Below are 14,829 nucleotides of genomic sequence, written 5' to 3' on the forward strand. Positions count from 1 at the left end.
GCGACAATACGACCGTCCCCGTCGCGGACCGGGGCCGGGCCCGCCGCGGGCGGGCCACGATGCAGCTCAGCGCACCGCGAAGATCGACAATTCCGGCTCGTCGGTGTCCCGGTGGGCGCTTCGGGGCCCAGCGGTTCGGGGCCCAGCGGTTCGGGGCCCAGCGGTTCGGGGCTCAGCGGTTCGGGACTCAGCGGCTCGGGACCCGGCGGGCCGTCACGAAGCGCGGCCGGCCGGTGAGGTCGGTGTGCTCGGTGACCTCGGCGAGGGTGCGACGCCGGCGCAGCAGCGCGGGAACCGATTCGCCGTGGGTGTCGTCGTGCTCGATCGCCAGCGAGCCGCCGTGCCGCAGCCAGCCGGTCGCGCCGCGCACCACCGCCTGGATGATCTCGGTGCCGTCCGGGCCGCCGAAGACCGCACCGGGCGGGTCCCAGCGCTCGACCTCCGGGGGCACCGGCGTGCCGTCCGGGACGTAGGGCGGGTTGCAGACGACCAGGTCCACCCCGGCCTCCAGCTCGATCAGCAGATCCGGCCAGCGGACGTCCGCGACGTGCAGCGTGACCGGTCGCCCGCCCGCGCCGACGTGCGCGTCGAGATTGCGCCGGGTCCAGGACAACGCGGCCGGATCGGCCTCCAGCGCGTGCACATCGGCGTCCGGGCGGGACACCGCGAAGGCCAGCGCGAGTGCCCCGGAGCCGGTGCACAGATCGAGCACGACCGGACGTCGCACGTCCCGCAGCGCCCCGAGCCCCCATTCCAGCAGCAGCTCGGTCTCCGGGCGGGGCGTGAACACCCCGGGCCCGACCGCCACCTCGACCGGCCCGAGCACGGCGGTGCCGAGGATGTGCTGCAACGGTTCCCGGGTGGCCCGGCGGGTCGCGAGTTCCTGTAGCCGCGCCACCACGTCCGGATCGACCAGCGGGATCATCGGCAACGTGGTGCGCTGCGCACCGAGCACGTGCGCGGCGAGCAGCTCGGCGTCGACCCGCGGGGACGCCACGCCGGCGGCGGCCAGGGTCCGTTCGGCCTCGGCGATCGCCACCCGAAGCGGCTGCCTGCTCACCGGAGTCCCCTGGTCACGGTCCCAGTCTCCCGGTCGGAGCGGCGCACGGGGCGCGACGCGACGGCGGGATCACACGGGCGGGGGATCACAGTGCGGCTCACAGCGCGGGTCACCGGACGGGTCACGCCGCTCCGTCGCCCTCCGGAACGGCGCCGGACGAGGTGCCGGCCATGGCGTCGGCCCGCTCCGCGGCCACCAGTGCGGCGACGACGTCGGCGAGGTTGCCGTCGAGCACCGACGACAGGTTGTGCGCCTTGAACCCGACCCGGTGGTCGGAGATCCGGTTCTCCGGGAAGTTGTAGGTGCGGATCCGCTCCGAACGGTCGACGGTGCGGACCTGCGAGCGCCTCGACTCCGACGCCGCGGCCGCCGCCTCGGCCTCGGCCTTCGCCTGCAGCCGGACCCGCAGCACGTCCATCGCACGGGCCTTGTTCTGCAGCTGGGAGCGCTCGTTCTGGCAGGTCACGACGATGCCGGTGGGCAGGTGGGTGATCCGGACCGCGGAGTCGGTGGTGTTGACGCTCTGCCCGCCGTGCCCGGACGCCCGGTACACGTCGACCCGGATGTCCTTCTCCTCGATCTCGACGTCCGGGGTCTCGTCGGTGTCCGGGAACACCAGGACACCGGCCGCCGAGGTGTGGATGCGCCCCTGCGACTCGGTGACCGGGACCCGCTGCACGCGGTGCACCCCGCCCTCGAACTTCAGCGACGCCCAGACCCCCTCGGCCGGGTTCCGCCCGCGCACCGACAGCGTGACGTCCTTGAACCCGCCCAGGTCGGACGGGGTGGAGCCGAGCAGCTCGACCTTCCAGCCGCGTGCCTCGGCGTAGCGGGTGTACATCCGGACCAGGTCCCCGGCGAACAGCGCGGACTCCTCGCCGCCCTCGCCGGACTTGACCTCCATCAGGACGTCGTCCGAGTCGTGCGGGTCGCGCGGCACCAGCAGCTCGGTCAGAGCGGTCTCCAGCTCGACGACCCGGACGTCGAGGGTGTCCGCCTCGGCGGCGAACGCCCGGTCCTCGGCGGCGAGCTCGCGGGCCGCGTCCCGGTCGGCCCGGACCCGCGCCAGCTCGTTCGCGGTGCTCACGATCGGGCCGAGCTGAGCGTAGCGGCGGCCGAGCTTGCGGGCCTGGGTCTGGTCGGCGAGCACCCCGGGGTCGGCGAGTCGCTGCTCCAGCTCGGCGTGCTCGTCGAGCAGCGCGTCGACCGACTGGCTGGTCATGAGGTCCTCCGTCGCGGGAGCGGGCTGGGAACGCGAAACGGCGCCCGCCTCCTCGCGTGAGCGAGAGGACGGGCGCCGTGGCGGTAGCTACTGGTTGGCGCGCTGGCGCTTCCCGTAACGGGCCTCGAAGCGGGCCACGCGGCCGCCGGAGTCCAGGATCTTCTGCTTACCCGTGTAGAACGGGTGGCAGGCCGAGCAGACCTCGACGGTGATCGCACCGCTCGACTTCGTGCTGCGGGTGCTGAACTGGTTGCCGCAACCACAGGTGACCTGGGTGTCGACGTACTGAGGGTGAATGCCCTCGCGCATGGGAATCTCCTCTCGGTGGCCGCCGGGTCCCTGCTGTCGCAAGGTGAACCGGAGCCGGGAAGCTGACGTGCCATTCAACCACCCGGGCCCCGGTGGAATTCCCACCGGGGCCCGGAGGGTCAGTCGTCGTCCTTGCCGGGGGTGTTCTTCGCGACCTGCATCAGGAACTCGATGTTGGTCTTGGTCTTCTTCAACCGGTCGAGGACCAGGTCGATCGCCTGCTGGTCGTCCAGCGCGGCGAGGACGCGGCGGAGCTTCACCATCACGGCGTGCTCGTCCGGCGACATCAGCAGCTCTTCCTTACGGGTGCTGCTGTCGCCCACGTCGATCGCCGGGAAGACGCGCTTGTCGGCGATCTTGCGGTCGAGCTTGAGCTCGGCGTTGCCGGTGCCCTTGAACTCCTCGAAGATCACCGTGTCCATCGTGGACCCGGTCTCGACCAGTGCCGTGGCGAAGATCGTCAGCGAGCCGCCGTCCTCGATGTTGCGGGCCGCACCCAGGAACCGCTTCGGCGGGTACAGCGCGGTCGAGTCGACACCGCCGGAGAGGATCCGGCCGGACGCCGGCGCGGCCAGGTTGTAGGCCCGGCCGAGACGGGTGATGTTGTCCAGCAGGACGACCACGTCGTGGCCCATCTCGACGAGACGCTTGGCGCGCTCGATCGAGAGCTCCGCGACCGTGGTGTGGTCCGACGGCGGGCGGTCGAAGGTGGAGGCGATGACCTCACCCTTCACCGACCGCTGCATGTCGGTGACCTCCTCCGGCCGCTCGTCGACCAGCACGACCATCAGGTGGCACTCGGGGTTGTTCGTGGTGATCGCGTTCGCGATCGCCTGCATGACCATGGTCTTGCCGGCCTTCGGCGGCGACACGATCAGCGCACGCTGCCCCTTGCCGACCGGCATGACCAGGTCAATGACCCGGGTGGTCAGCTGGGTCGGGTCGGTCTCCAGGCGGAGCCGCTCGTTGGGGTAGAGCGGGGTCAGCTTCATGAACTCGGGCCGGTTGCGCGCGGACTCCGGGTCCCGGCCGTTGATCGTGTCCACCCGCACCAGCGGGTTGAACTTCTGCCGCTGCTGCTCGCCCTCACGGGGCTGGCGGACGGCGCCGGTGATCGCGTCGCCGCGGCGGAGGCCGTTCTTGCGGACCATCGACATCGACACGTACACGTCGGTCGGACCGGAGAGGTATCCGGTGGTCCGGACGAACGCGTAGTTGTCGAGGATGTCGACGATCCCGGCGACCGGCAGCAGGACGTCGTCGTCACGGATCTCGGTGTCGACGTTGCCGCCACCGCCGCCGCTTCCGCCACGCTCGCGGTCCCGGCCGCGCCTGCGGTCCCGGAACCGGCGGCCGCGACGGCCGCGGCCGTCACCGTCGTCATCGTCGTCGTCGTTGAAGGCACCGGCGTTCGCCGCGTTGCCCAGGTTGCTGGCGTTCCCGCCGTTGTTGCGACCCGGGTTGTTGCGGCCGTTGCGGCCCCCGTCGTCACCCCTGCCGTCACCCCGGTTGCTCTCGCCCCGGTTGCCGTCACCCCGGCCGTCGCTGTTGCGGGTGTCGCCGTTGCGGGTGTCGCCGTTGCGGGTGTCACCGTTGCGGGTGTCACCGTTGCGGGTGTCACCGTTGCGGGTGTCACCGCCCCGGCCGTTGCGCCCGCCGCGACCACCGTTGTCGTTGTCCCGGTTGCGGCCGCCGCGGCCACCGTCACGGGAGTCGTCGCCGGAGTCGGGCTGGGCGTCGCGCTGGGCGTCCTTCTGGCCCGAGTCCTTCGCCGGAGCGTCGTCGCCCTGGCCACCGCGCCGCCGGGTGCGGGAACGGCGACCGCCGCCCTCCTGCCCGTCGTCGTTCCGGTCACCCTTGCGGTCGTCGCCGGAGGGCTTGAGGTCGGCCTTGTCCTGCTCCGGGCGGTCCTGCTGCGCGGAGTCCTCGGCCGGAGCGACCGGGGTCAGCTCGGCGACGGCCGCCGCGGCGGGCGACTCCGGCTCCGGAGCCGGGGCTGCGGGAGCCTCCGCGGCCGGCGTGCTCGTCGCCTCCGGACTGGCGGCCGGCTCGGCCACAGCCTCCGGGGCACCGGCCGGCCGGGTCGCCGCGCGACGGCGGCGGGCACGCGGCGCGGGCGCCTCGGCCTGCTCGGCGGCCCCGTTCGAGGCCGGCTCGGCGGCCGGCTTCGACGCCGGCTTCGCGGCCGGCTCGGGGGCCGCCTCGGATCCGGCGTCCCCGAGGGAGAGCTGCGGGGCGTCGGCGCCGTCGGAACCGGTCGCCGCAGGCTTCGCCTTCGGCTTCCGGGCCGGGGTGGCGGCACCGCCCTGACGCTCCTTGATGGCCGCGATCAGGTCGCCCTTACGCATGCCGGAGATGTCGGGAACGTTCAGCTCGGTGGCCAGCTGACGAAGTTCCGCCAGCACCATGCCGGACAGGCCGCCGCGACGGCGGGGAGCCGCCTCGTTCGATGCGGTCCCGGTTCCGGCGAGATCGGTCTCGCTCACAGAGTTCCTTCCTGACCGACCCGGTTGTCCTGTCCAGGTCAGGGGATGTCACGCGCTTGACCGGCGCGGGTGAGCCACACCGGCAGCATTCACAAAATGGAAGACCACGACGACGTCGCGGGTGTCAGGCCGCCCGTTCGGGATTCCGAGTCCAGTCAGAAAGGAGATCGGGCGAGCGGGCCCGGCTGCAGACTACGCGAATGTCGCGTGGATCGCCGTACAGCGCCGAGACTAGACGTATCGCTCGCGGGCGGCAACAACCCCCACCCGGCGAGTCCACCGAGCACGGTCGCGTTCGTCACGCCCGCCACCGCCGCCACCGCCCGCGCCGGCACCGGCGCCATTGCCGTCGGCGGATGCGGGGCCCGTGCGTCCGGCGCAGCTCAGGCGATGTCGACCTGGACGCCGGTGGTGTCCACCGGCAGCGGCAGCACCGCGAAGCCGCCGGTGTCGACGGCGTCCGGGACGGACCCGTCCGCGGTCAACGCCAGCACCGTGGGACCGGCACCGGAGATCGCCGCGGGTACGCCGTGCCCGCGCAGGTCCTCGACCAGCCCGAGCGACGCCGGGTACGCCGACCGCCGGTAGGGCTGGTGCAACCGGTCCTCGGTCGCGTCGAGCAGCAGATCCGGCCGCCGGGTCATCGCCAGCACGGCGAGCGCGCACCGGCTGCCGGTGAAGGCCGCGTCGGCCAGCGGGACCTCGTCGGGCAGCAGGCCGCGGGTGGTCTTCGTGGACGACTCGGTTCCCGCGACGAACGCGACCGGATGCACGTCCGGATGCACGTCGAGCTTCTCGGCGTGGAACCGGCGCGCCGCACCGGACGACTCCCACGCCACGACGAAACCGCCCATCAGGCTGGCCGCCGCGTTGTCCGCGTGCCCCTCCATGCCGGCCGAGAGCTGCAGCAGGGCGTCCCGCTCCAGTGCCACGTCGCGCCCGCAGAGCACCGCGGCGGCGGTCACCCCGGCGACCGCGGCGGCCGCCGAGCTGCCCAGCCCGCGCGAGTGCGGGATCGCGTTCGTGCAGCGCAACCGCAGACCCGCCGGGGTCGCCGCCGGATCGGACCCGCCGAACAGCTCGAACGCCTGCCGCATCGCCCGCAGCACGAGATGGCGCTCGTCCCGCGGGACGTGCCGGGAACCCTCGCCCGCGACGTCGACGAACAGCCCGGGGGTGTCGAACGTCTCGACCTCGATCTCGTCGTAGAGCCCGAGCGCCATCCCCAGCGAGTCGAAGCCGGGCCCGAGATTGGCGGTCGAGCCCGGCACCCGGACGCGGACCCGTGTCGGACGACCCATCAGGCCAGCTCGAGAGCCGCCGCGACGGCGCCGGGATCGATCGGCACGATCTCCGGGTCGGGCGCGGTGAGCAGCGCGGAGTCCGGGTCCTTCAGGCCGTGCCCGGTGACCGTGCAGACCACGAGCGAGCCCTTGGGCAGCGTGCCGTCCGCACAGGACTGCAGCAGCCCGGCGACGCTGGCCGCGGACGCGGGTTCCACGAACACCGCCTCCTCGGCCGACAGCAGCCGGTAGGCGGCGAGGATCTCGTCGTCGGTGACGGCGGCGAACTTCCCGCCCGACTCGTCCCGGGCGGTGGTCGCGCCGCGCCAGGACGCCGGGGCGCCGATCCGGATCGCGGTGGCCACCGTCTCCGGGTCCTTCACCGGTGCGCCGTGCACCAGCGGTGCGGCACCCGCGGCCTGGTAGCCGAACATCCGCGGCAGCTCCGAGATCAGCCCGTCGGAGTGGTAGCCGCGGTAGCCCTTCCAGTACGCGGTGATGTTGCCGGCGTTGCCGACCGGCAGGCAGTGGATGTCCGGGGCCTGCCCGAGCTGGTCGCAGATCTCGTAGGCCGCGGACGCCTGGCCGGCGATCCGGGTCGGGTTCACCGAGTTGACCAGCGCGATCGCCGGGTAGTCGGCGGTGGTCTTGCGGGCCAGCTCCAGGCAGTCGTCGAAGTTGCCGTCGATCTGCAGGATCCGGGCACCGTGCGCGACGGCCTGGGCCAGCTTGCCCAGCGCGATCTTGCCGCGCGGGACCAGCACCGCACACGTCATCCCGGCGCGGGTCGCGTACGCGGCCGCCGACGCCGAGGTGTTGCCGGTCGAGGCGCAGAGCACGCTCTGCTTACCGTCGGCGAGCGCGGCGGTGACCGCCATCGTCATCCCGCGGTCCTTGAAGGAGCCGGTCGGGTTGGCGCCGTCGACCTTGAGGAACACCTGGCAGCCGGTCCGCTCGGACAGCCGCGGAGCGGGCAGCAGCGGCGTCCCGCCCTCGCCGAGGGTGACGACCGTCCAGTCCGGCTGCACCGGCATCCGGTCCCGGTAGGCCTCGACGACCCCCGGCCAGTGTCCCGGTGGCGGGGGCGCCACCGCCCCGGTCGCCTGGACCCCTGGCATCGGGCCGCCGGCGGCCGGGCCCCGGACGTTGTGCACGCTGCCGGTCATCGCCGGTCGCCTCCTGTGTTGGACCGGCAACAGCCGGATCGCACCGTCTTCTCGTGCCGCACCGTCGTCCGGTGCCGCACCGTCATTCGCCCATGCCCAGCGCGCTGACCGCCCGGCCGAGGCCCTCCACCCGCAGCACACCGACCACCCCGATCACGTGATCGAGATCGGCGAGCGCGGCGACCGTCGCGGACAGCGCCGCCTCCCGCGCCGAGTGCGTGACGACGGTCAGCCGGGCCGGGCTGAGCCCGGAGCCGTCGCTGCGGTCGACGGAGCCGTTGACCCCGCCGGTCTGGCGCACGGCGGCGATCGAGACACCCTGGCGGGCGAACTCGCCGGCGATCGCGGCCAGCACGCCCTCGCGGTCGGCGACCTCCAGGTCGACGTGGTAACGGGTCGGGACGTCGCCGATCGGGCGCACCGGCAGGCTGGCGTACGCCGACTCGCGCGGGCCGCGGCCACCGCCGACCCGGTTGCGGGCCACCGCGACCAGGTCGCCGAGCACCGCCGACGCGGTCGGCGCGCCACCGGCGCCCTGGCCGTAGAACATCAGCTGGCCGGCGGCCTCGGCCTCGACGAAGACCGCGTTGAACGCGCCGTCGACCCGGGCCAGCGGGTGCGCGTCGGGCACCATCGCCGGGTAGACGCGGGCCGAGACCGACGCCGCAGCCGTGCCGTCCGGGCGCTCGTCGGTCACCCGCTCGCAGATGGCGAGCAGCTTGATCGTGCAGCCGAGCCTGCGGGCCGCGGCGACGTCGGCCGAGCTGACCCCGCGCATCCCCTCGCGGTGCACGTCGGAGGCGGTGATCCGGGTGTGGAACGCGAGGGTGGCCAGGATCGCCGCCTTGGACGCGGCGTCGTAACCGTCGACGTCGGCACTCGGGTCGGCCTCGGCGTAACCGAGCCGGGTGGCCTCCTCCAGCGCGTCGGCGTAGGAGGTGCCGTCGGAGGCCATCGCGGACAGGATGAAGTTCGACGTGCCGTTGACGATCCCGGCGACCCGGGTGATGCGGTCCCCGGCCAGCGACTCGCGCAGCGGGCGCAGCAACGGGATCGCCCCGGCGACGGCGGCCTCGTAGTAGAGGTCGGCACCGGAGGCATCGGCCGCCTCCGCCAGGGCCGGGCCGTCCTCGGCGAGCAGCGCCTTGTTCGCGGTGACCACCGACTTGCCGGCCTTCAGCGCCTCCAGCAGCCAGCCGCGGACCGGCTCGATGCCACCGATCACCTCGACTACGACGTCGACGTCGTCGCGCGCGACGAGCGCACCCGCGTCGGTCGTGACCAGGTGCGGGAAATTCTCGGTCAGCCACGGGTGCCGGTGCGGCCTGCGGACGGCGACGCCGACCAGCTCGACCGGCGTACCGACCCGCGCGGTCAGGTCCGCAGCCTGGTCGGTGATCAGCCGGACCACCTCGGTACCGACGGTGCCGCAGCCCAGCAACGCAACCCGGACGGCCCCGTTCTCGCCCCTCGCCACAAGCCCTCCTCGCGTACCGCACCCGCCCCAGCGGGCGCCGATCATTCCTGGTCAGGCCGATCCCGGACGCCCCGGGTGGCCGTTCTCACTCACCGCGGCCGGTCGTCAGGGATCACACCTCGAACCGGAACTGGTCCTCCAGTGTCTCGCGGCGCAGCAGAGTGCGGTCGGCGCCCTCGCGCACCGCGACGACGGCGGGCCGCGGCAGCCGGTTGTACCCGGACGCCATCGCATAGCAGTACGCCCCCGTCGCGGCGACCGCGAGCAGGTCACCCGGGGCGAGATCGGCCGGCAACCAGCAGTCCCGCACCACGATGTCCCCGGACTCGCAGTGCTTGCCGACGACCCGGCACAGCACGGGTTCGGCCCCGTCCGGGATGCTGTCGCGCTCGCTGGAGCGCGACACCAGCCGGACGTCGTACTCGGCGTCGTAGAGCGCGGTGCGGATGTTGTCGCTCATCCCGCCGTCGACGCTGACGTAGCGGCGGGAGTAGCCGCCGAGCGGCACGTCCTTGATCGTCCCGACCTCGTAGAGGGTGACGGTGCCCGGCCCCGCGATCGCGCGGCCCGGCTCGACGGCGATCCCCGGGACGTCCAGCCCGGCGGCCGCGCACTCCCGCTTGACGATCGACCGCAGTTCCTCCGCCAGCGCCGGCATCGACAGCGGGGTGTCGGCCGGCCGGTAGGCGATGCCGATGCCGCCGCCCAGGTCCAGCGTGCGCAGCGCGGTGAGGTTCGCCGAGCCGTGCTCGGTGTGCAGATCGGCGAGCACCCTCACCACCCGGCGGGCGGCCGCCTCGAAACCCTCGGTCTCGAAGATCTGGCTGCCGATGTGCGAGTGCAGCCCGACCAGCTCCAGGTGCCGGGCGGTGACCACCCGGCGGGCGGCCTCCAGGGCGGCGGAGTCCTTGCCGTCGGAACCGGCACCGCTCGCGATGGAGAACCCGAACTTCTGGTCCTCGTGCGCGGTCGCGATGTACTCGTGGGTGTGCGCCTCGACCCCGACCGTCAGCCGGATCAGCACCCGGGCGGTGCGGCCGCGCTCGGCGGCGACGGCGTCGAGCCGGGCGATCTCGTCGAAGCTGTCCAGCACGATCCCGCCGACACCCGCGTCGACGGCGGCGACCAGCTCCTCGGTGGACTTGTTGTTGCCGTGCAAGGCGATCCGCTCCGGCGGGAACTCCGCACGGAGCGCGACGGCGAGCTCGCCACCGGAGCAGACGTCGAGCGACAGTCCCTCCTGGGCGACCCAGCGGGCGACCTCGGTGCACAGGAACGCCTTGGCCGCGTAGTGCACCGAACCCGCGCCGAACGCGGCGGCGAACTCGGCGCAGCGGGACCGGAAGTCGTCCTCGTCGAGCACGAACAGCGGGGTGCCGTGCTCCCGGGCCAGGTCGCGGACGTCGGCGCCGGCGACGCTCAGCGCCCCGTCCGCGCCGCGGGTGGCGTTGCGCGGCCAGACGGCGGGAGCCAGGTGATCCAGCTCGGCCGACGACCCGGGACGCGGTCCGGCGGACTCGGGTGCGGGGGTGAGGCCGGCGTGCAGCGGGCCTGCGGGGTGGGCTCTCATCGGGCTACATCCGTTCCGGGGCGCCGACGCCGAGCAGGGCGAGGCCGGCCGCGAGCACCTGACGGGTGGCGGCGCACAGCGCCAGCCGGGCCCGGTGCAGGTCGGTGACGTCCTCGTCGCCCTGGGGCAGGACGCGGCAGGAGTCGTAGAACTTGTGGTACGCCCCGGCGAGCTGCTCCAGGTAGCGCGCGACCCGGTGCGGCTCGCGCAGCTCCGCGGCGGAGCGGACGACCTCGCCGAACTCGCCGAGGGTGCGGATCAGGTCGCCCTCGCGGGGGTGTTCGAGCAGGCCGTAGTCGTCACCGGCGACGATGCCGAGATCAGCGGCGCCGCGGGCCAGCGACGCCAACCGGGCGTGCGCGTACTGCACGTAGAACACGGGGTTCTCGTTGGTGCGGCTGGAGACCAGGTCGAGATCGATGTCCAGGGTGGAGTCCACTGATGACCGGACGAGCGAGTAGCGGGCCGCGTCGACACCGACCGCGTCGACGAAGTCCTCCAGGGTGACGATCGTCCCGGCCCGCTTGCTCATCCGCACCGGCTCGCCGCCGCGGATAAGGTTCACCATCTGCCCGATCAGGACCTCGACGACCGACGGGTCGTCACCGAACGCGGCGGCGACCGCCTTCAGCCGGACCGTGTAGCCGTGGTGGTCGGCGCCGAGCATGTAGATGCAGCGGTCGAACCCGCGGGCCCGCTTGTCGCGCAGGTAGGCGATGTCACCGGCGACATAGGCCGGGGACCCGTCGGACTTGATGACGACCCGGTCCTTGTCGTCGCCCTGCTCGGTCGAACGCAGCCACCACGCGCCGTCGGACTCGTAGAGGCTGCCGTTGTCCTTCAGCTGCCGGACCGAGTCCTCGACCGCGCCCGCCTCGTGCAGCGACAGCTCGCTGAACCACACGTCGAAGTCGGTGCCGAACTCGTGCAGTGAGCTGCGCATCTCCTCCAGCATCAGGGCCACGCCGGCCCGGCGGAACGCCTGGTGCCGCTCGGCGTCGGACAGGTCGAGGATGCCCGGCTCCGCGTCGACGACCCGCTTCGCGATCTCCCCGATGTAGGCGCCGCCGTAGCCGTTCTCCGGAGTCGGCCCGCCGGTCGCGGCGGCGATCAGGGACGCGGCGAAGTGGTCGATCTGCGCGCCGGCGTCGTTGATGTAGTACTCCCGCGTCACCTCCGCGCCACGGGCTTCGAGGACCCGGCCCAGTGCGTCGCCGACCGCTGCCCAGCGGGTCCCGCCGAGATGGATGGGCCCGGTCGGGTTCGCCGAGACGAATTCCAGGTTCATCCGTGTCCCGGCGAGCTCGTCGCCGGTGCCGTAGGACGCCCCCGCGGCGAGCACCTCGCCGACGATCGCGCCCTGCGCGTCGGCGGCCAGCTGCAGGTTGATGAACCCCGGCCCGGCGATCTCGGCGCTCGCGATGCCCTCGCGGGTCGCCAGCTCCTCGGCCAGCCAGGTGCCGAGCTCGCGCGGGTTCACCCCGGCCTTCTTGGCGGTGCGCAGCGCGATGTTGGTGGCGTAGTCGCCGTGCTCGGGATTACGGGGCCGCTCGACGACGCCGTCGGCGGGCAGCGCAGAGACGTCCAGGCCGCGTCGGGTCAGCACGTCCTGCGCGACGTCACGGACCAGGTCGGCGAGCACGTCGGGATTCACCGTCAGGATTCTAGGAGGTGCACGCGACCGACTTCCGGGCCGGTGGTGCACCGGTCCCGGGGGCGCCTCAGCGCGCCGGGAAGTCGTCGGCGATGGTGGCCGCGATCCGCAGGAACGCCTCCCGGGTGGACTCGCGCAACAGATCCAGGTCGATCCGCCCACCGGCCGCCAGGTGCGGATCGGCCGGCACCGAGAGCACCGCCCGGCAACGCTGCGCGAAGTGATCATGGATCTTCTCCGCGTCGACCTCCTCACTGCTGCGATCGTGCGAGAGCACCACCACCGCGTTCTCCGCGTGCTCGCGATGACCGTGCGCGGCCAGCCAGTCCAGCGTCTTGCCCGCCCGGCTCGCCCCGTCCACCGTCGGCGCACCCACCACCACCATCGAATCGGCCAACTCCAGCGTCCCCTCCATCGCCGAATGCACCAGCCCCGTCCCCGAGTCGGTCAGCAGGATGTTGCAGAAACGCGAGAGCACCGTGGTGATCCGCGTGTACTCGTCCCGGTTGAACGCCTCGCTCATCGCCGGATCCTGATCACTGGCCAGCACCTGCAGCCGACCCGCCAGACTGGTGAACCGGCTCATCTCGGTCAGCGAGTCGATGTCGTCGATCTTCTCCAACATCTGCCGGACGGTGATCGAAGTCTCCCCCGTCAGCCGGTCGGCCAGCGTCCCGGCGTCCGGATTCGCATCCAGCGCCACCACCCGGTCACCACGGTGCTCGGCCAGGGTCAGCCCCAGACAGGCGGTCACCGTCGTCTTCCCCACCCCACCCTTGATCGAGGTGACCGCGATCCGGTGCGCACCGGGCAACTGCCGGCGGATCCGGCGCAACAGCGCGTTGCGCTCGGCCTCCGCCTCACTGATACCGGGGTTGTAACGGCCACCGGTCGCCTCGTAGAGCGCCTTGCGCCAGCCCCGCCGGGGCCGCTCCGCGCTACGCCGCATCAGGTTGTCGTGGGTGATCTCGTCGGCCGGTGCGGCCTGGTCCTGCTCGGTCATCAGGACTCTCCTCGGGTGCGCGCTGTGGATGGTGAGCAGGGACGGTCAGGACGTGCCCGGAACCGGCAGCGGCTCCAGGTCGGGCACCGGCACCATGTCCGGTGTGGTGATCAGCAGCGACGCGATCAGCGCCAGGATCATCACCAGCATCACGGTGATGATCAGCGCCTTGCCCCGCCTGCTGCGGCGGGTGGGTGACCGGCCGCGGGCCACCCGGGTCCGGCGGCGGCGGGCCATCAGGGCACCCCGCAGGCGGTGGGCCGGTCCACCGCCCGGCGCGGCGACGGCAGGCCGTCGACGACGAGCGCGGCGAGCTCCAGGAACCGCTCCCGGGACTCCTCCCGCAACCGGTCCGGGTCGATCGGCCCGCCCGAGCGCAGGTGCGGATCGAAGGGCAGCTCGACGAGCGCCCGCGCCCGCCCCCGGAAGTACGCCCGGATCCGGTCGGCGGGCACCTCGGGTGTGTGCCGGTCGCCGGTGAGTACCACCAGCGCGTTACGGGCCCCGGTCGCTCCGAGCCAGCTCAGGGTCGCCGCGGCCCGGCTCGCGTCGTCCACGGCGAACGCGCCGACCACGATCAGCACGTCGGCCGCACGGACCGCCGCACGGACCGCGGAATGCCGCAGCCCCGGGCCGCAGTCGGCGATCGTGACGTCGGAGAACCGGGTGAGGTGCCGGTCCACCCCGGCGAAGTGCTCGGCGCCGAACCCGGGGGGCTCGTTCCATGGGGACCCGCTGCCGGGAGACCCGTTCCCGGCGGACTCGCCGTCGAGGGACACGCTGTCGGCGGAGTCGCCGCCCGGGGACTCGCCGCCCGGGGGTTCGCTGCCGGCGAACTCGCTGCAGGGGGGTTCGCTGCCGGGAGCCGCGCCGAGCACCGTGAGCCGGCCGGCGAGCGCCGCATAATCCAGCAGCTCGCCCAGCGTCTCGATCCGCTCCCTCGCGGCGAGCCGGAAGCGGCCGCCTCCCGGTGGCGGCGGGGCCAGCCGCTCGGCCAGCGTCCCGGGGTCGGGGGCGACATCGGCCACCGCGATCCGATCGCCCCTCAGCTCCGCCAGCGTCAGGCCGAGCCCGGCCGCCACCGTCGTCTTGCCCACGCCACCCTTGAGCGAGAACACCGCCACCCGGGTCGGCCCGGCGAGCGGCGAGCGGATCCGCTGCAGCAGGTCCGGTCTGCCCGAGCCGGTCCGGGCCGCGCCGCCGGGCCGCCCGCGGCGTGCGACGGGCCGGATCAGCGCGTCGTGGTTGATCTCCGCCGAGGTGCGGTCCGGTGCGGGGACCCGCTGCTCCGGCGTGCGGCGCTCCGGCTCCGGTGCGAGCGAGTGCTCGGCACGTATCCGGCGGGCGGCTCGCCGGTGCTCGGCACCGCAGTAGAGCCGGACCGGCCGGTCGGCGAACTGCTCGATGGTCTCACCGCACCCCGGCAGAGCGCAGTTCCGCCGTCGCGTCTCCATGTCGGCGTATCCCCCCAGATCGCGCCTGTACCGGCTCTCCCCCAACGGATGGCCCGCTCTTGCGCACCAACGCTTCGGAGATCATCGATGGGATGTTTGTACGATATTCGCGCCGTGCGTGTCCACCATTCGTCGGCTCGGACCG

The 14,829-nt window shown here is 73.2% G+C and carries 12 protein-coding genes; all 12 read right to left on the reverse strand.

What is annotated here, in order from left to right; all coding sequences use genetic code 11:
• Positions 1–187: 187 nt before the first annotated feature.
• Complete coding sequence (prmC, locus tag Pdca_RS27235; RefSeq protein ID WP_085910742.1) at positions 188–1,060, reverse strand: peptide chain release factor N(5)-glutamine methyltransferase; 873 nt, start codon at positions 1,058–1,060, stop codon at positions 188–190.
• A 121-nt stretch (positions 1,061–1,181) separates the two neighbouring features.
• Positions 1,182–2,282: a peptide chain release factor 1 gene (gene prfA, locus Pdca_RS27240; protein WP_085910741.1), complete on the reverse strand. Its 1,101-nt coding sequence runs from the start codon at positions 2,280–2,282 to the stop codon at positions 1,182–1,184.
• Between the two features lie 87 nt (positions 2,283–2,369).
• Positions 2,370–2,591 (reverse strand): 50S ribosomal protein L31, encoded by a 222-nt coding sequence (gene rpmE / locus Pdca_RS27245; protein ID WP_085910740.1) that lies wholly within the window; start codon positions 2,589–2,591, stop codon positions 2,370–2,372.
• A 119-nt stretch (positions 2,592–2,710) separates the two neighbouring features.
• A complete protein-coding gene (gene rho, locus Pdca_RS27250; RefSeq protein WP_373865505.1) occupies positions 2,711–5,077 on the reverse strand; it encodes a transcription termination factor Rho in 2,367 nt (788 codons plus the stop codon).
• 383 nt (positions 5,078–5,460) lie between these two features.
• Entirely contained in the window at positions 5,461–6,378 is a 918-nt protein-coding gene (gene thrB, locus Pdca_RS27255) for a homoserine kinase (RefSeq protein ID WP_085910739.1), read from the reverse strand.
• On the reverse strand, positions 6,378–7,478 hold the full coding sequence (gene thrC, locus Pdca_RS27260; RefSeq protein ID WP_085910970.1) for a threonine synthase: 1,101 nt from the start codon (positions 7,476–7,478) through the stop codon (positions 6,378–6,380). The genes thrB and thrC overlap by 1 nt, the downstream gene beginning before the upstream one ends.
• Positions 7,479–7,608: 130 nt before the next feature.
• Positions 7,609–9,003, reverse strand: a complete 1,395-nt coding sequence (locus tag Pdca_RS27265; protein ID WP_085910738.1) for a homoserine dehydrogenase — start codon at positions 9,001–9,003, stop codon at positions 7,609–7,611.
• A gap of 112 nt (positions 9,004–9,115) precedes the next feature.
• Positions 9,116–10,573: a diaminopimelate decarboxylase gene (lysA, locus tag Pdca_RS27270; protein ID WP_085910737.1), complete on the reverse strand. Its 1,458-nt coding sequence runs from the start codon at positions 10,571–10,573 to the stop codon at positions 9,116–9,118.
• A gap of 4 nt (positions 10,574–10,577) precedes the next feature.
• Positions 10,578–12,227 (reverse strand): arginine--tRNA ligase, encoded by a 1,650-nt coding sequence (gene argS, locus Pdca_RS27275; protein WP_085910736.1) that lies wholly within the window; start codon positions 12,225–12,227, stop codon positions 10,578–10,580.
• A gap of 67 nt (positions 12,228–12,294) precedes the next feature.
• The gene (locus Pdca_RS27280; RefSeq protein WP_085910735.1) at positions 12,295–13,230 is read right to left on the reverse strand and encodes a MinD/ParA family ATP-binding protein; all 936 of its coding nucleotides are present in this window, start codon (positions 13,228–13,230) and stop codon (positions 12,295–12,297) included.
• 45 nt (positions 13,231–13,275) lie between these two features.
• The gene (locus tag Pdca_RS27285; protein WP_085910734.1) at positions 13,276–13,467 is read right to left on the reverse strand and encodes a hypothetical protein; all 192 of its coding nucleotides are present in this window, start codon (positions 13,465–13,467) and stop codon (positions 13,276–13,278) included.
• On the reverse strand, positions 13,467–14,684 hold the full coding sequence (locus Pdca_RS36505; RefSeq protein ID WP_085910733.1) for a nucleotide-binding protein: 1,218 nt from the start codon (positions 14,682–14,684) through the stop codon (positions 13,467–13,469). Before Pdca_RS36505 ends, Pdca_RS27285 begins: the two co-directional genes overlap by 1 nt.
• Positions 14,685–14,829 lie beyond the last annotated feature (145 nt).

The sequence above is a fragment of the Pseudonocardia autotrophica genome (genome assembly GCF_003945385.1).
GTDB lineage: Bacteria > Actinomycetota > Actinomycetes > Mycobacteriales > Pseudonocardiaceae > Pseudonocardia > Pseudonocardia autotrophica.

What these genes read in the sequence shown, in the direction of transcription:
- prfA (WP_085910741.1), bottom strand. Translation starts at nt 2,282, where the DNA reads ATGACCAGCCAGTCGGTCGACGCGCTGCTCGACGAGCACGCCGAGCTG.
- rpmE (WP_085910740.1), bottom strand. Translation starts at nt 2,591, where the DNA reads ATGCGCGAGGGCATTCACCCTCAGTACGTCGACACCCAGGTCACCTGT.
- thrB (WP_085910739.1), bottom strand. Translation starts at nt 6,378, where the DNA reads ATGGGTCGTCCGACACGGGTCCGCGTCCGGGTGCCGGGCTCGACCGCC.
- thrC (WP_085910970.1), bottom strand. Translation starts at nt 7,478, where the DNA reads ATGCCAGGGGTCCAGGCGACCGGGGCGGTGGCGCCCCCGCCACCGGGA.
- lysA (WP_085910737.1), bottom strand. Translation starts at nt 10,573, where the DNA reads ATGAGAGCCCACCCCGCAGGCCCGCTGCACGCCGGCCTCACCCCCGCA.
- Pdca_RS27280 (WP_085910735.1), bottom strand. Translation starts at nt 13,230, where the DNA reads ATGACCGAGCAGGACCAGGCCGCACCGGCCGACGAGATCACCCACGAC.
- Pdca_RS27285 (WP_085910734.1), bottom strand. Translation starts at nt 13,467, where the DNA reads ATGGCCCGCCGCCGCCGGACCCGGGTGGCCCGCGGCCGGTCACCCACC.
- Pdca_RS36505 (WP_085910733.1), bottom strand. Translation starts at nt 14,684, where the DNA reads ATGGAGACGCGACGGCGGAACTGCGCTCTGCCGGGGTGCGGTGAGACC.